Origin of the sequence: Myxococcus xanthus, from assembly GCF_013116825.1 — a bacterium.
Lineage (GTDB): Bacteria > Myxococcota > Myxococcia > Myxococcales > Myxococcaceae > Myxococcus > Myxococcus xanthus_B.
In genome coordinates this window covers 1-17444 of sequence record NZ_JABFNS010000072.1, presented here as the reverse complement: position 1 = coordinate 17444, position 17444 = coordinate 1, and the positions used below count along the sequence as shown (strand labels likewise).

General features: G+C 67.0%; 10 protein-coding genes and 1 other RNA gene. 7 read left to right on the top strand and 4 right to left on the bottom strand.

Annotation, left to right across the window (positions count from 1 at the left end; translation table 11 throughout):
* Positions 1 to 103: 103 nt before the first annotated feature.
* Positions 104 to 469: a transfer-messenger RNA gene (ssrA, locus tag HNV26_RS21275) on the top strand.
* A 268-nt stretch (positions 470 to 737) separates the two neighbouring features.
* On the opposite strand, the gene HNV26_RS21270 is transcribed toward ssrA, so the two are convergent.
* Entirely contained in the window at positions 738 to 1136 is a 399-nt protein-coding gene (locus HNV26_RS21270; RefSeq protein ID WP_171439897.1) for an HNH endonuclease, read from the bottom strand.
* A gap of 298 nt (positions 1137 to 1434) precedes the next feature.
* On the opposite strand from HNV26_RS21270, the gene drmD reads away from it, so the two are divergent.
* The 5 genes from drmD to drmC are packed head-to-tail and all read left to right on the top strand — an operon-like array spanning position 1435 to position 14404.
* Positions 1435 to 4629, top strand: a complete 3195-nt coding sequence (gene drmD, locus HNV26_RS21265) for a DISARM system SNF2-like helicase DrmD (RefSeq protein WP_366816912.1) — start codon at positions 1435 to 1437, stop codon at positions 4627 to 4629.
* Positions 4629 to 8546: a DNA methyltransferase gene (locus tag HNV26_RS21260; protein WP_171439898.1), complete on the top strand. Its 3918-nt coding sequence runs from the start codon at positions 4629 to 4631 to the stop codon at positions 8544 to 8546. The genes drmD and HNV26_RS21260 overlap by 1 nt, the downstream gene beginning before the upstream one ends.
* 8 nt (positions 8547 to 8554) lie before the next feature.
* Positions 8555 to 11893, top strand: coding sequence for a DISARM system helicase DrmA (drmA, locus tag HNV26_RS21255; RefSeq protein WP_171439899.1), 3339 nt, complete (start codon positions 8555 to 8557; stop codon positions 11891 to 11893).
* Complete coding sequence (drmB, locus tag HNV26_RS21250) at positions 11880 to 13727, top strand: DUF1998 domain-containing protein (protein ID WP_171439900.1); 1848 nt, start codon at positions 11880 to 11882, stop codon at positions 13725 to 13727. The genes drmA and drmB overlap by 14 nt, the downstream gene beginning before the upstream one ends.
* Entirely contained in the window at positions 13718 to 14404 is a 687-nt protein-coding gene (gene drmC, locus HNV26_RS21245) for a DISARM system phospholipase D-like protein DrmC (RefSeq protein ID WP_171439901.1), read from the top strand. The genes drmB and drmC overlap by 10 nt, the downstream gene beginning before the upstream one ends.
* Positions 14405 to 14473: 69 nt before the next feature.
* Here drmC and HNV26_RS21240 read toward each other — a convergent pair whose 3' ends face one another.
* Together HNV26_RS21240 and HNV26_RS21235 are read right to left on the bottom strand one after the other, a co-directional pair.
* The gene (locus HNV26_RS21240) at positions 14474 to 14794 is read right to left on the bottom strand and encodes an adenylosuccinate synthetase (protein WP_171439902.1); all 321 of its coding nucleotides are present in this window, start codon (positions 14792 to 14794) and stop codon (positions 14474 to 14476) included.
* Positions 14795 to 14911: 117 nt separating this feature from the next.
* Positions 14912 to 16165, bottom strand: a complete 1254-nt coding sequence (locus tag HNV26_RS21235) for a hypothetical protein (protein WP_171439903.1) — start codon at positions 16163 to 16165, stop codon at positions 14912 to 14914.
* Positions 16166 to 16383: 218 nt separating this feature from the next.
* On the opposite strand from HNV26_RS21235, the gene HNV26_RS39490 reads away from it, so the two are divergent.
* A complete protein-coding gene (locus HNV26_RS39490) occupies positions 16384 to 17091 on the top strand; it encodes a carbonic anhydrase family protein (RefSeq protein WP_436410051.1) in 708 nt (235 codons plus the stop codon).
* Here the strand turns inward: HNV26_RS39490 and HNV26_RS21225 are convergent.
* A partial coding sequence (locus HNV26_RS21225; RefSeq protein WP_301340301.1) for a hypothetical protein occupies positions 17041 to 17444 on the bottom strand: 404 nt, incomplete at its 5' end. The genes HNV26_RS39490 and HNV26_RS21225 overlap by 51 nt on opposite strands.

Here is a 17444-nt window from a genome sequence, read left to right as displayed (position 1 = left end):
GTGTGTCCGCGGCCATTCAGGAGGATTGACGCGGCCCCGTCAGCGGTTAATGTGAGGAAGACGCGGCGCAGTGAGTGGCCGCGTCACCAGCAGTGAACCTACCGGGGGCGACCTGGTTTCGACGGGGGCAATGAAGTTCGAGACGCGTGCCGAGCTTGTCAGGTAGCTCGTAAATTCAACCCGGCAAAGACACAAAAGCCAACGACAACGTTGAGCTCGCGCTGGCTGCCTAAAAACAGCCCATAGTGCGCGGTCCCCCCGCCCTCGGCCTGTGGGGTTGGGACAGACCGTCATAATGCAGGCTGGCTACCGAGGGCGCCTGGACCCGAGGTGGCGAGACCTTTCCAGGACCGGCTCTGAGTATCCCGTCCGTGGGAGCCTCAGGGACGTAGCAAACCGCGGACTACGCACGTAGGGTCGAAGAACGGACGGCTTTCGGACGAGGGTTCGATTCCCTCCGCCTCCACTGGATGTAGCAAGGCCCCGGCCGCCATCAGGCGAGCCGGGGCTTTCTTTTTCGTAGAAGCCAGCGGCCGCCGGCCACGGCCAGCAGTGAAACTGGCCCCCACTGCTCCTGTGCAGCGCTTGCCGGGGGCAGGTACCGGCGTTGGCCCAACGCCCTGGTGAGGTCGTTCGCTCGTTTCAGGAGCGGTCACGCGGGGATGCTGGCAAAGAACAGCCTGCCGGCATGGGACGTGGGACCCCGGTACTACCCGGGCCAGAGGGGGCGATGGCGCTCAGTAGTCGTCATCCTCATCGTCCCAGTCCTCGTCCTCATCGTCGTATCCATCGTCGAGGTCGTCCTCCCCGTCGTCCTCGTCGATGTCATCTCCCTCGAAGTCCGTCGCCGCGTAGCAGTCCTCAGCCCAGTGGCCGGACCTTCCGCAGCGGAAGCAGGCATCAGGATCTTCTTGGTGGACGCGGTCGTGGACGCTGCCCTTGAGGACAACGAGGTTCCGGCGGCGATTGTCCGTCTTGTCACCGTTGATGTGGTGGACCTCCTCGCCGGGAACGGGTTCGCGCCCGATCTTCTTCTCGGCGACCCGACGGTGCGTGAAGACCCAACGCTGCTCGTCCTTGTCCCAGAACTGGTTGTAGCCGCTGGAGTTGACCCGTGTCTTCAGCTTCCCTGCCATCGTTCCCCCACCGTGCGAGGCTCGGGCTCGAGATCACTCCAGGTTCCTCGTCCCAGCAAGTCGGCGGCCTTGGTGACGCCGTGCGGCGAGCCTGCAGGCCTTGGCGAGCGCGGTGCCTTGGATCTCGCGTCGGGGCGGAGTCGAGCCGCATCCACGGAGAAGGCCTCACCCTGGCTGCGAAGGCTTCTGCGCTGAGCCGATAAACGTATCGGCGCCTCAGCCTATTTGGCTTGATGACGCAGTTCCATACCTCCGGGGGAGTATGTCCGATACATGCCTGTATCGGCATGTTGCTCCCGTGCCCATCGCTCCCATGCCGTGCGCGGGTGATATCGCGCAAGTCCGACACCGTCAGTATCTGGTCAACGAGGTCATCGCTCCTTCGGATGTGCGGGAGCAACACACCCTCGTTCGTCTCACGTGTCTCGATGATGACGCACAGGGACGTCCCCTGTCTGTCTTGTGGGAGCGTGAGCTCGCCGCTCGAGTCATCCGGCCCGAACAGGGTGGATTGGGAACGCCTGAGCGTTTCGACGAACCCCGTCACTTCGCCGCGTATCTGCACGCGCTCAAGTGGAGCTCCGTCACCGCCACCGAGGCCCGGCTCTTCCAGGCGCCGTTCCGCGCGGGCATCCACCTGATGAATCACCAGCTCACGCCTCTCAAGAAGGCGCTTGAGCTGCCTCGGGTGAATCTCTTCATCGCCGATGACGTAGGTCTCGGAAAGACCATCGAGGCTGGGCTGGTGTTGCAGGAGCTCATCCTCCGCCAGCGCGTGGACCGCGTCCTCATCGTCTGCCCGGCGTCGGTGACGCTCCAGTGGCGCGATGAGATGGAGAAGCGCTTCGGTCTGCGCTTCGAAATCTTCAACAGCGAGTTCGTTTCCCGCCGCCGTCAGGAGCGCGGCTTCCAGGTCCCAGTCTGGGCCACGCACTCACGCTTCATCGTGTCGTACCAGACGCTGCGGCGCAGCGAGTACTTCGAGCCGCTGAAGACCCTCCTGGAGGAGAAGGGTCACCACAAGTCCTTGTTGGTGCTCGACGAGGCACACGTCGTCGCGCCCGCATCGGCCAGCCGGTACGCCATCGACACGGAGACCACTCGCAGCATCCGCTCACTGGCGGAGCGCTTCGAGCACCGGCTCTTCCTCTCCGCTACGCCCCACAACGGCCACTCCAACAGCTTCTCCGCACTGCTGGAGATGTTGGACCCACAGCGCTTCACGCGGGGCACCCGCGTCCGCGAAACACAGCTGGCTCCCGTCATGGTGCGCCGGCTCAAGGGCGACCTTCGCGCCCTGGGCAGTTCACAGCGCTACCCCGAGCGGCACGTGGTGGGCGTGCGGCTGACGCATGACTCGGGACGCTGGCACGCAGAATGGCTCGCCCCGGACGGAAAGACCGTCGAGCAGCGTGTCGACCTGGGCGAAGCCTCCGCCCCGGAACTGGAACTGTCCCAGAAGCTCGCGCGCTACACGGAGCTCATGGCGCCCGGCACGAAGCAGGGGCGCCTGGTCTTCATCAACCTCCAGAAGCGCCTCCTCTCCAGCATCGAGGCGTTCCACCGCACCCTCTCCATCCACGCGGCGGCCTTCGGCGCGGGGGCGCTGGCTCCCGACGGCGGAGCGCTCACCGGCGACACGGCTCCTGAGTCCGAGGAGCACGGCGAGACGGACGACGCACTCGAGCTGTCGTTCGCGGAGACCATCCGCGAGCACAGTCAGGATCTGTCCGCCAGCGTCCAGGCGCGCAAGCTCCTGGATGACATGCTCAAGCTGAGCGCCCGGCACCGCGCTGCCCGGGACGCGAAGCTGCGGGCCCTGCTCCACTGGATTCGCAAGCACCAATGCCCGCTCACCCGAGGCGCCGCGTGGAAGCCCCGCCGGGTCATCATTTTTACCGAGTATGGCGACACGCTCCGCTACCTCAAGGAGCAGCTCACCGCCGCCTTCGAGGGGACCCAACGAGGTGATGAGCGCATCCTCATGCTGACGGGCGGCATTGATGACGTGAAGCGCGCGGAGGTGCAGGCCGCCTTCAACGGCGCGATGGAGGAGTTCCCCGTGCGGGTCCTCCTCGCGACCGACGCAGCGCGCGAAGGCATCAATCTGCAAGGCCACTGCGCGGACCTCTTCCACATCGACGTTCCGTGGAATCCCTCACGCATGGAGCAGCGCAACGGTCGAATCGACCGTGCCTTGCAACCCGCGTCCACCGTGCGCTGTGGCTACTTCATCTACGGCCAGCGCGCCGAGGATGTGGTGCTCGACACCCTCGCGCGCAAGGTAGAGACCATCACGCGCGAGCTGGGCAGCCTGGGCTGCGTGCTGATGGACCAGATGCACGATGCCCTCGCCTCGGGCATCACGAAGGGCACGCTGGAGCGCCTCGCCCGCGCCGCGACCTCGACTCGCACGGAGGTGACGAAGCGGGAACTGGAGTCCCAGCGCACGCTCCAATCCCTGCGCAAGGAACTGGATGCGATTGGAGAGCTCCGCGATCGCAGCGGCCAGGTGATGGACTTCAATCCTGTCCTGCTGCGCGATGCGCTGGACGTGGGGTTCGAGCTGGCCGGCGCGGGCCGGTTGGAGCGGGAGGCCATCACGGAAGAGGGCCGGACGCTGGAGGCCTGGAAGGTCCCCGCTCTTCCTGCTTCGTGGAGCACGACTTTGGATTCCATTCGTCCGCGCCGGGAGCGCGACGAGGCAGCATGGGAGTGGCGTAAGCGCCCCCTGTCTCCCGTCGTCTTCGATGCACCTCCGGGCGTTTCCAGCAAGCTCGTCCACCTGCACCTGTCCCATCCGCTCGTCCAGCGGGTGCTCCAGCGGTTCCTGGCGCAGGGGTTCTCCGCGAACGACCTGAGCCGTGTCACGGTAGTCCAGACCCAACGCGACGCAGTGGCGCGCGTCATCGTCTTCGGCCGGTTGTCGCTCTTTGGCGAGGGCGCCGCGCGGCTCCATGACGAGGTGGTCTCTGTTTCAGCAAGGTGGCTGGACGGCGGCGGCCGCGGGCACCTGAAGCCCTTCGCGGACGAGGCGGACCGCAAGGCGATCGACCAACTGGAGACCACGCTGGCGGAAGCGCCCGCGCTCTCCGCGATATCCAAGGCTGTCCAGAAACGGCTGCTGGCCAGTGTCGAGTCCGACTTCTCGAAGCTCTGGCCCGCCATTGAGGAGCAGGCCTCGGTGCGAGAGCAGGGGGCTCGCAAGAAGTTGGCGGCGCGGGGGGCGTCCGAAGCCAAGGCGCTGACACAGATTCTCCTGACGCAGCGGGAGGCCATCCAGGAGGCATTGAGCGCGCAGCTTGAGCTCAAGCTCGACGCCCGGGCGGAGCAGGACCAGTGGAGGAGGGACAAGGTGCACCTTGAACAGCGATTGACAGCGCTCGGAAGGGAACTCGTCGAACAGCCTGAATCCTTGAAGGCCACCTACGCTGTGCGGGTCGCCCGCTTGGTGCCCGTGGGCATGGTCTACCTGTGGCCGGGGGCGCGCTGATGAACGGCCAGAACTTTGGCGGGGACGTCGAGCGTCGCTATCACCAGACATGGATGGGGATGGCGCAGCCCATCGAAGGACTGGTGGTCTCCATCCCGGTTCTCGAGGACGCGCAGTGCATGCAGCGCCTGCCGGTGTCCGCGCAGTCGCGGTTCGTCCTGCTGGCGGGCCGGGAGTCACCTCGCGTGACGGATGTCCCGCGCTTCCTCCGGGAGGTACTGGGCTACACCGAGGATGATTTCACCACGGTGTTTCCGGAGGACCTCCAGCTCGATATCGCGGAGGGGCAACAGACGCTCAAGCCCACGCGGGGGCTGTTGCGACGAGGGCTTCCTCCCGCGAAGCCGGAAGGGTTGCCGGATGATTCCACGCCCATCAGCCGCGCCGCCGAAGGCTTCGCGCTCCTGACCTGGGAGCTGCCGGCCGGGTTGGACCTGGACAAGAAGGAAGATACCACGGGCGCGTGGTTCTACGAGCCAACCGCCAAGTTCGACCGCCTGCTGCGCGCGGCCCGTGTCCCCATCGGTCTGCTGTTCAACGGGGACTCCGTGCGCCTGGTCTATGCGCCCCACGGAGAGACGTCAGGTCACATCACCTTCCGGTTCAAGGACATCGTCACCGCCAGCGGTCGTTCGCTGTTCGACGCGATGGTGATGCTCCTGCACGTGCGCCGTCTCTTCGGCGTGCTGCCCGAGCATCAGCTTCCCGCGCTCCTAGAGCAGTCACGCCGCCGGCAGGCGGATGTCACCGACGAACTGGCCGGCCAGGTCTTGGAATCGCTCGGCATCCTCCTCGCGGGTTTCGAGACGGCCGCTGAACGGGATGGCTCCCGGGCCCTGGACGAGGCACTCTCGCAAGGTGAGGACCATGTCTACGGCGGGCTCCTCTCCACGCTCTTGCGGCTCGTCTTCATCCTCTACGCGGAGGACCAAGGCCTGCTTCCCGTTGGCCAGGAGCCATACCGCGATGACCTGTCGGTCAAGGCACTTCACGCGCAACTCGTCGAGGACTCCAGCCAATACCCCGATTCGATGAACCGGCGCTTCGGCGCGTGGCCTCGGTTGCTGGCGCTCTTCCGGTGCATCTACCTCGGAGCCTCGCACGACAAGCTGCGAATGCCGGCACGGCGCGGACAGCTCTTCGACCCTGACACGTTCCCCTTCCTGGGAAGCGCGAGTCCCGCCGATGCGGGCACGGATGCGCGGGTGCCTCCCATTGATGACGAGACGGTCCTCCAGGTCCTGGAGCGGCTCATCTTCCTCAAGGGACAGCGACTGAGCTTCAAGTCGCTCGACGTGGAGCAGATCGGCTCCGTGTACGAGGGCCTGATGGGCTTCCACGTGAAGCGCCTGACTGGTCCTGGAATCTGCCTCAAGCCTTCGAAGGTATGGGTCTCCGTGAACGAGGTGCTGGCCCAGCCCTCGACGCGGCGTGCGGCATGGCTGGAAGAGGAGGCGGGCCTCGATGCGAAGGCGGTGAAAGCCCTGTCGAAGGCGCTGGAGCTGGCTTCCACGCAGCAGACGGTCTTGACCGCGCTGGAGCCGTACCGCGTGAAGGGGACCGAGACACGGCGAGCATCCCAGTTGGTACTCCAGCCTGGCGACGAGCGGCGACGGACCAGCAGCCACTACACGCCTCGAAGTCTGTCATCACCCATCGTCCGCCGGGCGCTGGAGCCTTTGCTCAAGACGATGGGGCCGCAGCCGTCCTCAGAAAGACTCCTCAACCTGAAGATCTGCGACCCGGCCATGGGGTCGGGTGCGTTCCTGGTGGAGTCCTGCCGCTTTCTCGCGGACCAGGTTGTCGCCGCCTGGACACGTGAGGGCGTACTGAAGCGCGACAAGCACGAGGACGAGGTGATGCGGGCACGTCGTCTGGTGGCCCAGCGATGCCTGTACGGCGTGGACAAGAATCCATGGGCCGTGAAGCTCGCGAAGCTGTCGCTGTGGCTCGTGACGTTGGCGAAGACGGAGCCCTTCACATTCCTGGACCATGCGCTCAAGTGCGGGGATTCGTTGGTCGGGCTCGACCTGGATCAGCTTCAAGCGTTCCACTGGATTCCGACCAGCAAGAAGCAGTCGGAGCTGTCCTGGGCGTTCATTTCGAAGGCGCTGAAAAGCTCGCTGGAGAAGCGCGAGAAAATCCTCCAACTCGCGCTCGACCTGGAAGGGCCTGAGCGCAAGCCGCTGCAGTTGGACCTGGAGCCCGGCCGGGTGAAGGAGGGGCTTCTCCGCGACGCGGATGCGGCGTTGGAGGACATCAAGCGGATCGCCAACGCGTGCGTCGGGGCGTTCTTCGCCCATGGCTCGGACAAGGAGCGGGAGAATGAGCGCGTCCGCCGGTTGGACCTGATTGGGGCGTGGCTGTCCAAGGCGAAGAATGGGGTTCCGCCTCCCATGCCGGCAGACATCGCGGCGTTCTCCGCGCCGTCATGGACGTTCCACTGGCCACTGGAGTTCCCGGAGGTTTTCCACGGGAGCCGGCCGGATCCGCTCGACAACGAGCAGCCCAACAAGGCTGCATGGATCGATGGGTTCGTCGGGAACCCGCCGTTCGCGGGAAAGAACGCCATCATCGAGACGGGCGGAGAGAACTACCTCCCTTGGCTCCAGGCGGTTCATGAGGGTGCGCACGGCAACGCGGATGTCTCCGCGCACTTCTTCCGCCGTGCGTTCCATCTGCTGGGTGAACACGGCAGCTTCGGATTCATCGCCACCAACACCATCGCGCAGGGGGACACGAGGGCCACAGGACTGAAGTACTTGGTGGACCACGGCGGCCACCTCTACGACGCCGTGCGCTCCATGAAGTGGCCGGTGGCTGGCGCCAACGTCTCGGTGTCCGTGGTGCATCTGGCGAAGGGCCATGTCTCAGACTTGAAGTTGGAGCCACGGCTGGACCGCCTGCCCGTAAAGCACCTCAACTCTCGACTGAGAGGAAAACCCGAGCGAGCAGACCCCGTGGTGCTCACCGCCAACACGGGGAAGAGCTTTCAGGGATGCATCGTCCTTGGAATGGGGTTCGTGCTCAGCTCCGAGCAGCGAGCAACGCTCGTCGCGAAGTCACCGAGGAACGCGGAACGCATCTTTCGCTATGTGGGCGGAGAAGAAATCAACTCCGACCCCAGGCCGAGCCTTGAAAGGCATGTCATCAACTTTGGGCAAATGGATTTAGCCGAAGCTGAGCGCTGGCCCGACCTCATTCGCATTGTACGGGAATTGGTAAAACCTGAGCGAGACAAGAACAAGCGCGATGCTCGCCGAAAGTATTGGTGGCGATTTGGCGAGACGACTCCGGCTCTCTACGAAGCGCTTTGCCCGCTAAGCCGTTGCCTCACGACCTCTCGAGTCTCGAAGCATCTGATGTTCTCCTGGCAGCAGTCCTCTACGATCTTCAGTGAGGGCGTCGTTGTCATTCCAGTGGAACAAGACCACTGGCTTACGGTGTTGCAATCACGTGTGCATGAAGTCTGGGCACGTTTGCTGTCATCCTCCATGCGCAACGATCTTCGTTACGCACCGAGCGACTGCTTCGAGACCTTCCCCTTCCCGGACTCCGCAAGCACCTCAGCGCTCAATGCGATAGGCGAACGGCTCCATCTTGAGCGCAGCCAATACATGCAGGTCAACAACATCGGCCTGACGACGACGTACAACCGGCTCAAGGACAAGTCGGTCACCGACGCCGCGACGCAGCGCCTGCGGGACCTGCACGTGGCCGTGGACCAGGCTGTCCTGGACGCCTACGGCGGGAATGACATCCACGCCCCTCCGTACTGCGACGCCACTCCCAAACAGCTCGAAGCCTTTGAGGACGAAGTCCTCGACCGCCTCTTCGACCTGAACGCCCAGCGTGCCCACGAAGAAGCTCACCCCACCGTCCGCCGTCCCTCGAAGTCCCGCGTCCAGACCGCCTGAGCCTTCCCATGAATGCCCCTGACACGGGAGCGGTCCGCTCCCACCTCATTGATGCCCTCGAAGCGGACCTCGTCGGTCCGTTCCACAAGCCTCCAGGTGCTCCTGTCTCGGACGCCCCGGAAGCGCTCCGCACGCCACCGTCCCGCTGGTACCTGACGGGATTCCTCGTCCCGCTCGACCAGGGTGTCATCGAGGATGACCCCGACGACGAGGAAGACGACCTGGCCGCGGGCAATGACGAGGACAACGAGGAAGCCTCCCGCCCCGACCCGACCGCCAAGAAGGTGCGCCGCCTGCCCGCGTCCATGGGCCTGTCCGTCTTCGTCCCCGTAGACACGACCCAGCTCACCGCCCATGTCTGCTGGGCGGACTATCAGCGCGTCGAAGCAGAGGGGCGCAAGCACTGGCGCCGCACCTTCCACCAACGCACCGTCACCCTGTCCCTGAACGACGCGGCTCTGCGGGAAGGCCTGTACCTCCAGGACAGCCGGGGCCTGCGCCTGGAAGGCCACGTGGAGAAGACGCGCGAAGGCGAGCTCGCGGTCGCCATCTTCCTCGTCAACGCGCGCCCTCCCACCAGCACCGCCGTCGACCGGGACGAGGCCTATGCCTTCCAGACCCATCTCGCCCTGGAATGCGAGCAGGGCTTCGTCAGCCGACAGGACTCCAGCGACGCCAGGAGCGAGGACGACGACGACCGCGTCAACGACCTCCAGTTCCGCGACCGCCAGCGGTGGGCGGTGGGCCATGGCATCTCCGTGCGCGTCCCATCCATCTCCGTCCCCGTCACCCGCGTGGAAACGGATTGGCTGCCACGCGTCGAGGTGCTCCCTGTCGAAGCGCGGCAGATTGACGAAGTCACGGTGGGCATGGAGCAGCTCGCCGCGTTCACGACACCCTCGGAGGCCGTAGCGGCCCTGCTCCCCCTGGTGCGGACCTACCGTGAATGGGTGGCCACCCAGGCCACTGTCGCCGTGGGCAGCGAACGCCGAGAGGAGACGCGGGATGAACTCATCCGCAGGGCTCGACGCGCGGCCGATCGCATCGAGGAGGGCATCCAACTCCTGAAACGGGAACCCCTCGCCTTCGACGCCTTCCGCTGGATGAACAGCGTCATGGCCCAGGCGGAACGCAAGGTACGGCAGGAAGAAGCGCCTAAATGGCGTCTCTTCCAGCTCGCCTTCATCCTGCTCAACCTCCCCTCCGTCGAGCACGAAGGCCACGCGGACCGTGAGCTCGTGGAGCTCATCTTCTTCCCCACCGGCGGCGGAAAGACGCAGGCCTACCTGGGACTCATTGCCTTCACCCTGCTTCTGCGCCGCCTCCGAGGTCAGGCCCACCTCCACGGCGGCCTGGGCGTGGCCGTGCTGCTGCGCTACACGCTGCGGCTGCTCACACTCGACCAACTCGGTCGCGCCGCGACACTCATCTGCGCGCTCGAAGTGCTCCGCAAGCAAGAGCCGAAACGCCTGGGAGCAGTGCGCTTCTCCATCGGACTGTGGGTCGGCCGCTCCGCGACCGCCAACACGCTGGAGCAGGCCTCCACGCAGATCACCGAGTACAAGAACGACAACAGCGCCCGCGCGCAATCTCCGTTCCCGCTGGCCACCTGTCCCTGGTGCGCGACGCCGTTCGAACGGGAGTGCTTCATCCTCCGGCCCTCCAAGTCCAAACCCGAGGAGGTGCTCGTCGGCTGCGCCAACATCGCGTGCGCCTTCAACCTGGGCCGCAACCCGGAAGGGCTCCCCGTCCTCTTCGTCGACGAGCAGATATACCGGGAGCTGCCGTGCTTCCTCGTCGCTACCGTGGACAAGTTCGCCATGCTGCCGTGGCGTGGAGAGACGGGATTGCTCTTCGGTCGCGTCCTGGGGCGCACCGGGAAGCGCTTTGTCGGCCCGTGCAACGATGTCGCGGACGTGAAGGCGGCGCTCGTGACGCTCCCGAGGGGGCTGCCTCCCCCAGAGCTCATCGTGCAGGACGAACTGCACCTCATCTCCGGCCCGCTGGGCTCCATGGTGGGCCTCTACGAAGGCGCCGTCCTGACGCTCGCGCCCCGGGCGAAGTTGGTGGCCTCCACCGCCACCGTCCGCCGCTCCCGGCAACAGGTGAGTCGCCTCTATGGACGGGACGTCGCGCTCTTCCCTCCGCCAGGCGTGGATGCCTCCGAGACGTTCTTCGCCTCCGTGGGCAAGAAAGGCGCGCGCCAATACGTGGGCGTGGCGGCACCCGGGCGGCCCATGAAGGCCATCCTGCTGCGCGTCTATGTCAGCCTGCTCGCCGCCGCCGCGCGCGGTGAACAACTTCACGGCGCCGTGAGCGCGGACCCGTACCTGACGCTCGTCGGATACTTCAACAGCCTGCGCGAACTGGGCGGCATGCGCCGGCTGGTCGAGGACGAGGTGCGCCGACTGGTGATGGACCGCGTCCGCCGTCGTCCAGAGGACTTCGGCAGAGAGGCCGAGCATCCCTGGTACCGGGGCAGGACCATCCGCGGCGAGCCCATCGAGCTGACCAGCCGAGAGAAGACCGCTGACATCAAGGCATCGAAGAGCCGCCTGGAACTCACGCACGGTCAGCCCCAGAGCATCGACGTCGTGCTCGCCAGCAACATGATCTCCGTCGGCGTGGACATCGACCGGTTGGGACTCATGGTCGTGGCGGGACAGCCCAAGACGACCAGCGAGTACATCCAGGCGTCCAGCCGCGTGGGCCGCAAGATGAACAAGCCCGGCCTCGTGGTGACGTGCCTCAACGCGGCCAAGCCTCGCGACCGCAGCCACTACGAGCGCTTCGGGACATACCACGAGTCGTTCTATCGCTTCGTCGAAGCCACCTCGGTGACACCCTTCTCGGCGCCGGCGCTCGACCGGGGGCTCGCGGGCGTGGTGGTGGCGCTGGGCCGGCTGCTGGACACTGCCATGACCGCGCCCCTGGAGTGGAAGTCCCTGCAGGCGCACCGGGACGCGCTGGAGCAGGCGCTCGAAACCCTGTCGAAGCGCGCTGGCCGAGGGCTGCCCAAGGAGGAGTCGGAGCGCGCCAGCGGCATCGTGATGCAGCGCGCGCGAAGCCTGCTCGACTCGTGGCGCAACATCATCGAGCAGGCGAAGAAGGACGCCGCCCAGCGCGCGTACTCGCCCTACGACCCGGAGGGAAAGGGGCTCAAGCCCCTGCTGCGCGGTTTCCTGGACCCCACCGACAACCTCACCCAGGACGAGCTCAAGTTCGAGGCGCCCACGTCCATGCGTGACGTGGAGTCCTCGGTGCACCTGTGGATTTCACGTCAACCCCTGGGCGGTTACCGCGCCCCGAAGGCAGCGACGGAGGAGGTAGCGCATGACGAACCGTAGGAAGTGGACCAGGGCCCGCTCGACGCGGCCGCCGGATGGGCGCGTGCGCCAGAGCCAGGTGGTCTCCACCTTCGGTCCGGGCAGCATGCTGGACCTGCTGAACGACGCAGTCCTCGTGGGCGGCCTGGACTTCTGGCGTCTCAAGGGCCAGGGTGAGGTGGTCAACGAGCCACGGCTACTGGAGATCGTCGAACCGCTCTACCACCGCAACAAGTGGCCGCTCAGCAAGGAGGCCCCCTTCCGCAAGCCCCCCGCTGGGGATGAGCGAGAGCCGACAGAGTCCTGCGGCATCCAGGTGTATGAGTTTCCGCGCTGGTTTGTCTGCCAGAACCCCCACTGCCGCACGCTGGTGCGGGCCAACAGCTTGGAGCGCGTGAACCAGGAGTACCGCCACCGCTGCGCGGGTGTGGACGCGAAGCCCGAGCGCTGCGTGCCGGTGCGCTTCGTCGCGGCCTGTCCGCGGGGGCACCTGTCGGACATCGACTGGACCTGGTGGATGCACGAGCGCAAGCCTTGCGACGCCCCACAGCTCAAGCTTGAGGAGGGCGTGAGCGGTGACTTCAGTGACATCGAGGTCGCGTGCTCGACGTGCGGCAAGCGCAGGCGCCTCATCGACATGACACTCAAGGAGCAGCAGGACCACTGCGATGGGGAGCGGCCCTGGCTGGGATTGGAGGCGCGCGAGCGCTGCGGCGAGAAGCAGCGGCTGTTGGTCCGCACCGCCAGCAACGGCTACTTCGCGCAGACCACCAGTGCCATCACGATCCCTGAACCGGAGTCGCTCCGGCGCAAGGTGCAGTCCGCGTGGAGCATCCTCCAGTCAGCCACCGCGGAGACCCTGCCGGCCTTCCGGACCATTGCCCAGGTGCAGGCGGCGCTCGGCTCCGCCTCCAACGCGGAGGTGCTGGCGGCCATCACGGCGGAGCGCGAGCACGCGCCCGAAGCCGTCCCGGAGATCCGCACCGCGGAGTGGCTCCAGTTCCTTGCGCAGCCACAGGAGAAGCCTGGCGAGATGCCCCGGGACCGCACCGAGGTCTTCTGGGCCCGGCGCATCGCTCGGCCCCAGGGACTGCCCTCGCTGGTCGAACGCGTGGTGCTGGCGCGACGACTGCGGGAGGTCCAGGCCCAGGTCGGCTTCACGCGGCTGGAGCCCCTGTCGAAGGACCTCCAGGGCCGCTACGACCTGGACGTGGCCCTCGCTCCGATGTCGCTCCACCGGGACTGGGTACCCGTCACGGAGATGCAGGGCGAGGGCATGCTGCTGGTGCTCGACGAGCAGCAGGTGCATGACTGGGAGCTGTCCGAACCCGTGCTGCGGCGCGAGGAGGTGCTCAGGGCTGGATATGAGCGCTGGAAGCAGGGCTCCGGTTCGAAGCTCCCCTTCCCGGGCGTGCGGCTCTACCTGCTCCATTCGCTGGCGCACCTGTTGATGACGGAGGTGGCGCTGGAGTGTGGCTATCCCGCGAGCTCCATCCGCGAGCGGCTCTACTGCGCGCCGCACAGCGACGCCGTCCCCATGGCGGGCATCCTGTTGATGACGGGTACCACGGGCGCGGAAGGCACGCTGGGAGGCCTGGTGGAGGAGGGCCGGCGACTGGGGCAGCACCTTGCCCGGGCGCTGGAGGACGCGCGCCTCTGCTCCAACGACCCCGTCTGCGCGCATCACGAACCCACGGGCCGTGACGACCGCGACCTGGAGGGCGCCGCGTGCCACGGGTGCCTCTTCCTCCCCGAGTGCTCCTGCGAGCGCTTCAACCAGTACCTCGATCGCGCGCTCGTCGTGCCCACGCTGGGCCACGAGGACGTCGCCTTCCTGAAGATGCCGTGGACCTGAGCGGCGTGGCGACGCTGGACCTGGAGCGGCTGAAGGCCGTGGTCGGCACGCGCCGGCTCGGGTTTCCGTTGTCCCGACTGGCGCTCCAGGGAGAGGGGCTGGAGCGGCTGACGGGGGAGGTCGCGGCGTTGAACGCGCTGGGACGGGAGGGAACGCTGGTGCTGCTGGACACGGTGCTCATGGAGCGGCGCGCGGGTGCCCGGCGGCCAGAGCTGGTCTGGACGGGGCCGGAGACCCGCTGGAGCGGCGCTCGCGACACGGCAGTGGTGCTGGCGGACCTGTTCCACAAGGCCACGAGCACGGTGCTGGTGGCCGGGTTCGCGTTCGACCACGCGGCGGACGTGTTGGGGCCGCTGCACGAAGCCCTCCAGCGAGGCGTGAGTTGCAGGCTCTATGCGAGCGCACCGGTGGCCTCGGCGTTCTTGCGGGAGCACTGGCCCTTCGGTCCGCCCTTTCCGGAGTGCCACGGCTTCTCACCCAGGAGGGGTGTCTTCGCGAGCCTGCATGCGAAATGCGTCGTGGTGGACGCACGGTGGGTCTTCGTGACGTCCGCGAACTTCACGAACCGAGGACAGACACGGAACATCGAAGTGGGCGTGCTGCTGGAGGACACGCACCTGGCCGCGGTGCTGGAGGCCCAGTTCTCCACGGGGGAGTGGTTCTCACGGGTCGCCTGATTCGACATGGCGCCGGATAGAGTCCAGTGAATGCATCCCGTGCCGAGTCTCTGGGGGCGACAGTAGTTTTTAGCGCGCCAACTCCATCGCGCCCGGCACGCCGCGCTCCGCGAGGTAGCTGGCCTCCACCCGCATGGCCAGGGGATGGAGGAGGGGGGGCCGCGCCAGGTGCGTGCGCACGCCCGGGACGAAGGTGCCCGCGCCGAACTGCGAGAAGGTGTGGTGCCGCCCGTCATCGGTGATGACTTTGTGGCCCGCCTGGGCTCCGCCGTTGAAGCGCACCACGAGCCCCGCGCCATGGCGGCGCACCAGCCAGTCGGTGGGCGTGCCCTTGCTGGCGTCTCCGAAGCCGAGGTCAACGACGAGGTGGGCTGTGCGGGAGGGATTCATGGGGGTGCGTGAGGTGGGGACGGCCCACCGCATCGCACGGTGCATTCACAACCGCCTGCGTCCAGGGCCGCGTCGAACCTGGACGTTGCCCCTTGAGTGTTCGACGCCCGCCTGCCGCTACGGCTCGCCAGTCTGGGACAGCCGCTCCTGGACGACAGTGGCGCTTCCCGCGGGGATTTCCGTCCGCTGGGGGAAGCCGTGGGCGTCGAGCTGCACCTTCACGGACATCGGGCCCAGCTCCATCGTGGCGGCGCGGGCTCCCGCCTCCTCGCGGGGGCGGATGACCACCTTCGTCGGTGCGGACGCGTCGGCGGGAGGCACCCACAGCAGGGCCTCGAGCGCGTCGCCCTGGCCCTTCAGCAGGCCCTCGCGGAGCCGCGCGGCGAGCCCCACCTCGCCGATGAGTTCGCCCCCGAACTGAGCCTGCACCTCCTTGGTGGCCACCTGCCCCGAGACGCCGTAGCTCCCGTTCTGCTCCCGGCGCAGGCGCACATTCGCGGCGACCGTGTCGTTGACCCGCTTGGAATAGCTCTTGGCGACGAGCACTCCCGAGATGTCCGCCTGCTCCGTGATGTTGGTGTCCTGGAACTGGAGCTGGGCCGGGGCCCCGGGACGCACCATCGTGGTGCTGACCTCAAGGATGCTCCCGCCCGCCTTGGAGCCGAAGAGCGCCGTGTACTGGAACCCGAGGGGGACGTCGCCCAGCCGCATCACCTGCACGTCGCTGTAGTAGGGCGCCACCGGCTGCTCCGGCGCCGTGGAGGTGAGGCCCGTGGCGATGGACTCGGTGACGTCGAGGAAGGTCTTCGTGTATCCCAGCTCGTTGTGGAAGCAGGTCTTGGGGAGCACGGGGTCCGCGTGGACCATCACCTTGATGCGGCCCACCTGCACGGCCGGAGCAGCGCCTCGCGAGTAGTCACCTTCTAGGTACATGGCGGGGCTGCCCGTGAAGGACTTGACGTCCGTGGCGCGCACCCGCTCCACGGTGACGTCATCGAGGAGTGACTCGAGCAGGCTCCTCACCGCGGCGCCGGCATCGATGGCGCTCGTGTAGAAGAGACAGGTGACCGGCTCGGAGGTCCCAATCGGGAGGGTGAGGATGGTCACCCCATTTGGGCGCTTCATCAGCTCCGGCGTACCCGCGGCCAGCACCTTGCCCCGGAAGAGGACTCCCTCGGCCTCCACGGGCTTGTGCGGCAATGGCGCGGTGATCTCCCGGGCGAGCGCTTCACGGACGGTTCGTGGCTCGGCGGGCGCTGACGCCGCGGGAGTGGGCTTGGATTCAGTGGATTCAGTGCGGTTCGCGGCGGGGCTGGTCGCACAGCCCGTGAGCAGAACGGCGGAAAGCAGGGTCAGTCTGGGGAGAGGCATGCGGCACCTGTCGCGGGGAGGTCGGACGTCCTGACGCTCTATTCGAAACGGGCGCTCGAGTCTGGTTGTGCCCGGGTGAAAACAGGCTCATGGGGTGCCAATGCCCGTGAGGTCCTTCCGCTCGCGACGCGGAAGAGGCTTCGAATCAGCGCAGGCGCCGGTGCCCCGAGTTGTCGTCGTTCGTGGGGAGGTGCTCGTCCTCCAACTCGGGCCGGGGGATGCCGTCCCGTCCCAGCGTCGCCGCGAAGGGCGTGAGCGCGCGGATGACGGCGCCCAGCTTCCACTACGGCACCAGCCAGGTGCGCATGGTGAACAACGGCCACACGGTGCAGCTCAACTACGACGTGGGCAGCACCCTGCGCCTGAGCAACCAGGAGTACAAGCTGGCGCAGTTCCACTTCCACACCCCCAGCGAGCACACCAAGAACGGCGAGCACTATCCGCTCGATGTGCACCTGGTGCACACCGGCGCAGCGGGGACGCCCAAGGTCGTCGTGGGCGTGCTCATCGAGGAGGGGCTGGTGAACGCGGCGCTCTTCACCGCCTTCCGCCACCTGCCCCGTCACGAGGGTGAGACGAGCACGCCGGTGGGCGCGCTCATCAACGCCAGCGCGCTGCTGCCCTTCAACCGGGCGTTCTTCCATGACGCTGGCTCACTTGCCACGCCCCCCCTGCAGCGAGGGGCTCCAGTGGTTCGTGATGAAGAACCCCATCCAGCTGTCCGACTCGCAGATTGCCGCCTTCGAGCAGCTGCCCCACCTCAACCCGAACAACCGCCCCGTGCAGCCGTTGAATGGCCGCAACGTGGGGGCCCAGTCCGGTCACTGATTCGGATTCGCGGCGCCCATGGGCTCAAGGGGGCCTCCAACACCTCGTCACTCCAGCGCTGGCGGACGGAGCAGCTTCTGGAGACGGACGAGGTGTGAGGACGTCGGGTACTTCGCCTGGAAGTCCTCGGCGCGCTGCTGGGCTTCCGCGCGTCGGCCCAGCAGGACCAACGCCTCGATGGCGAGCACCTCCCGCTCCTGCGCGAGCGTGCCCGCCTGGAACCGGGACGCGTGTCCTCGCAGCAGCGAGAGGGCCTCCTCGGCGGCGCCTCGCTGGAGGGCACGGTGGGCGTCATCGATGAGCAGCAGCTCCTCGTCCTCCGGGCTCGTGGCGCGAGCTTCCGGCGGCGGCTCCACGACGGGCTTCTGGAGGGCTTGCGGCGGGCTCGTCCGAGGCCCGACGGGAGCCGGCGCACGCTCCACGATGGGGGCGGCGGGCTCGGGACGCGGGG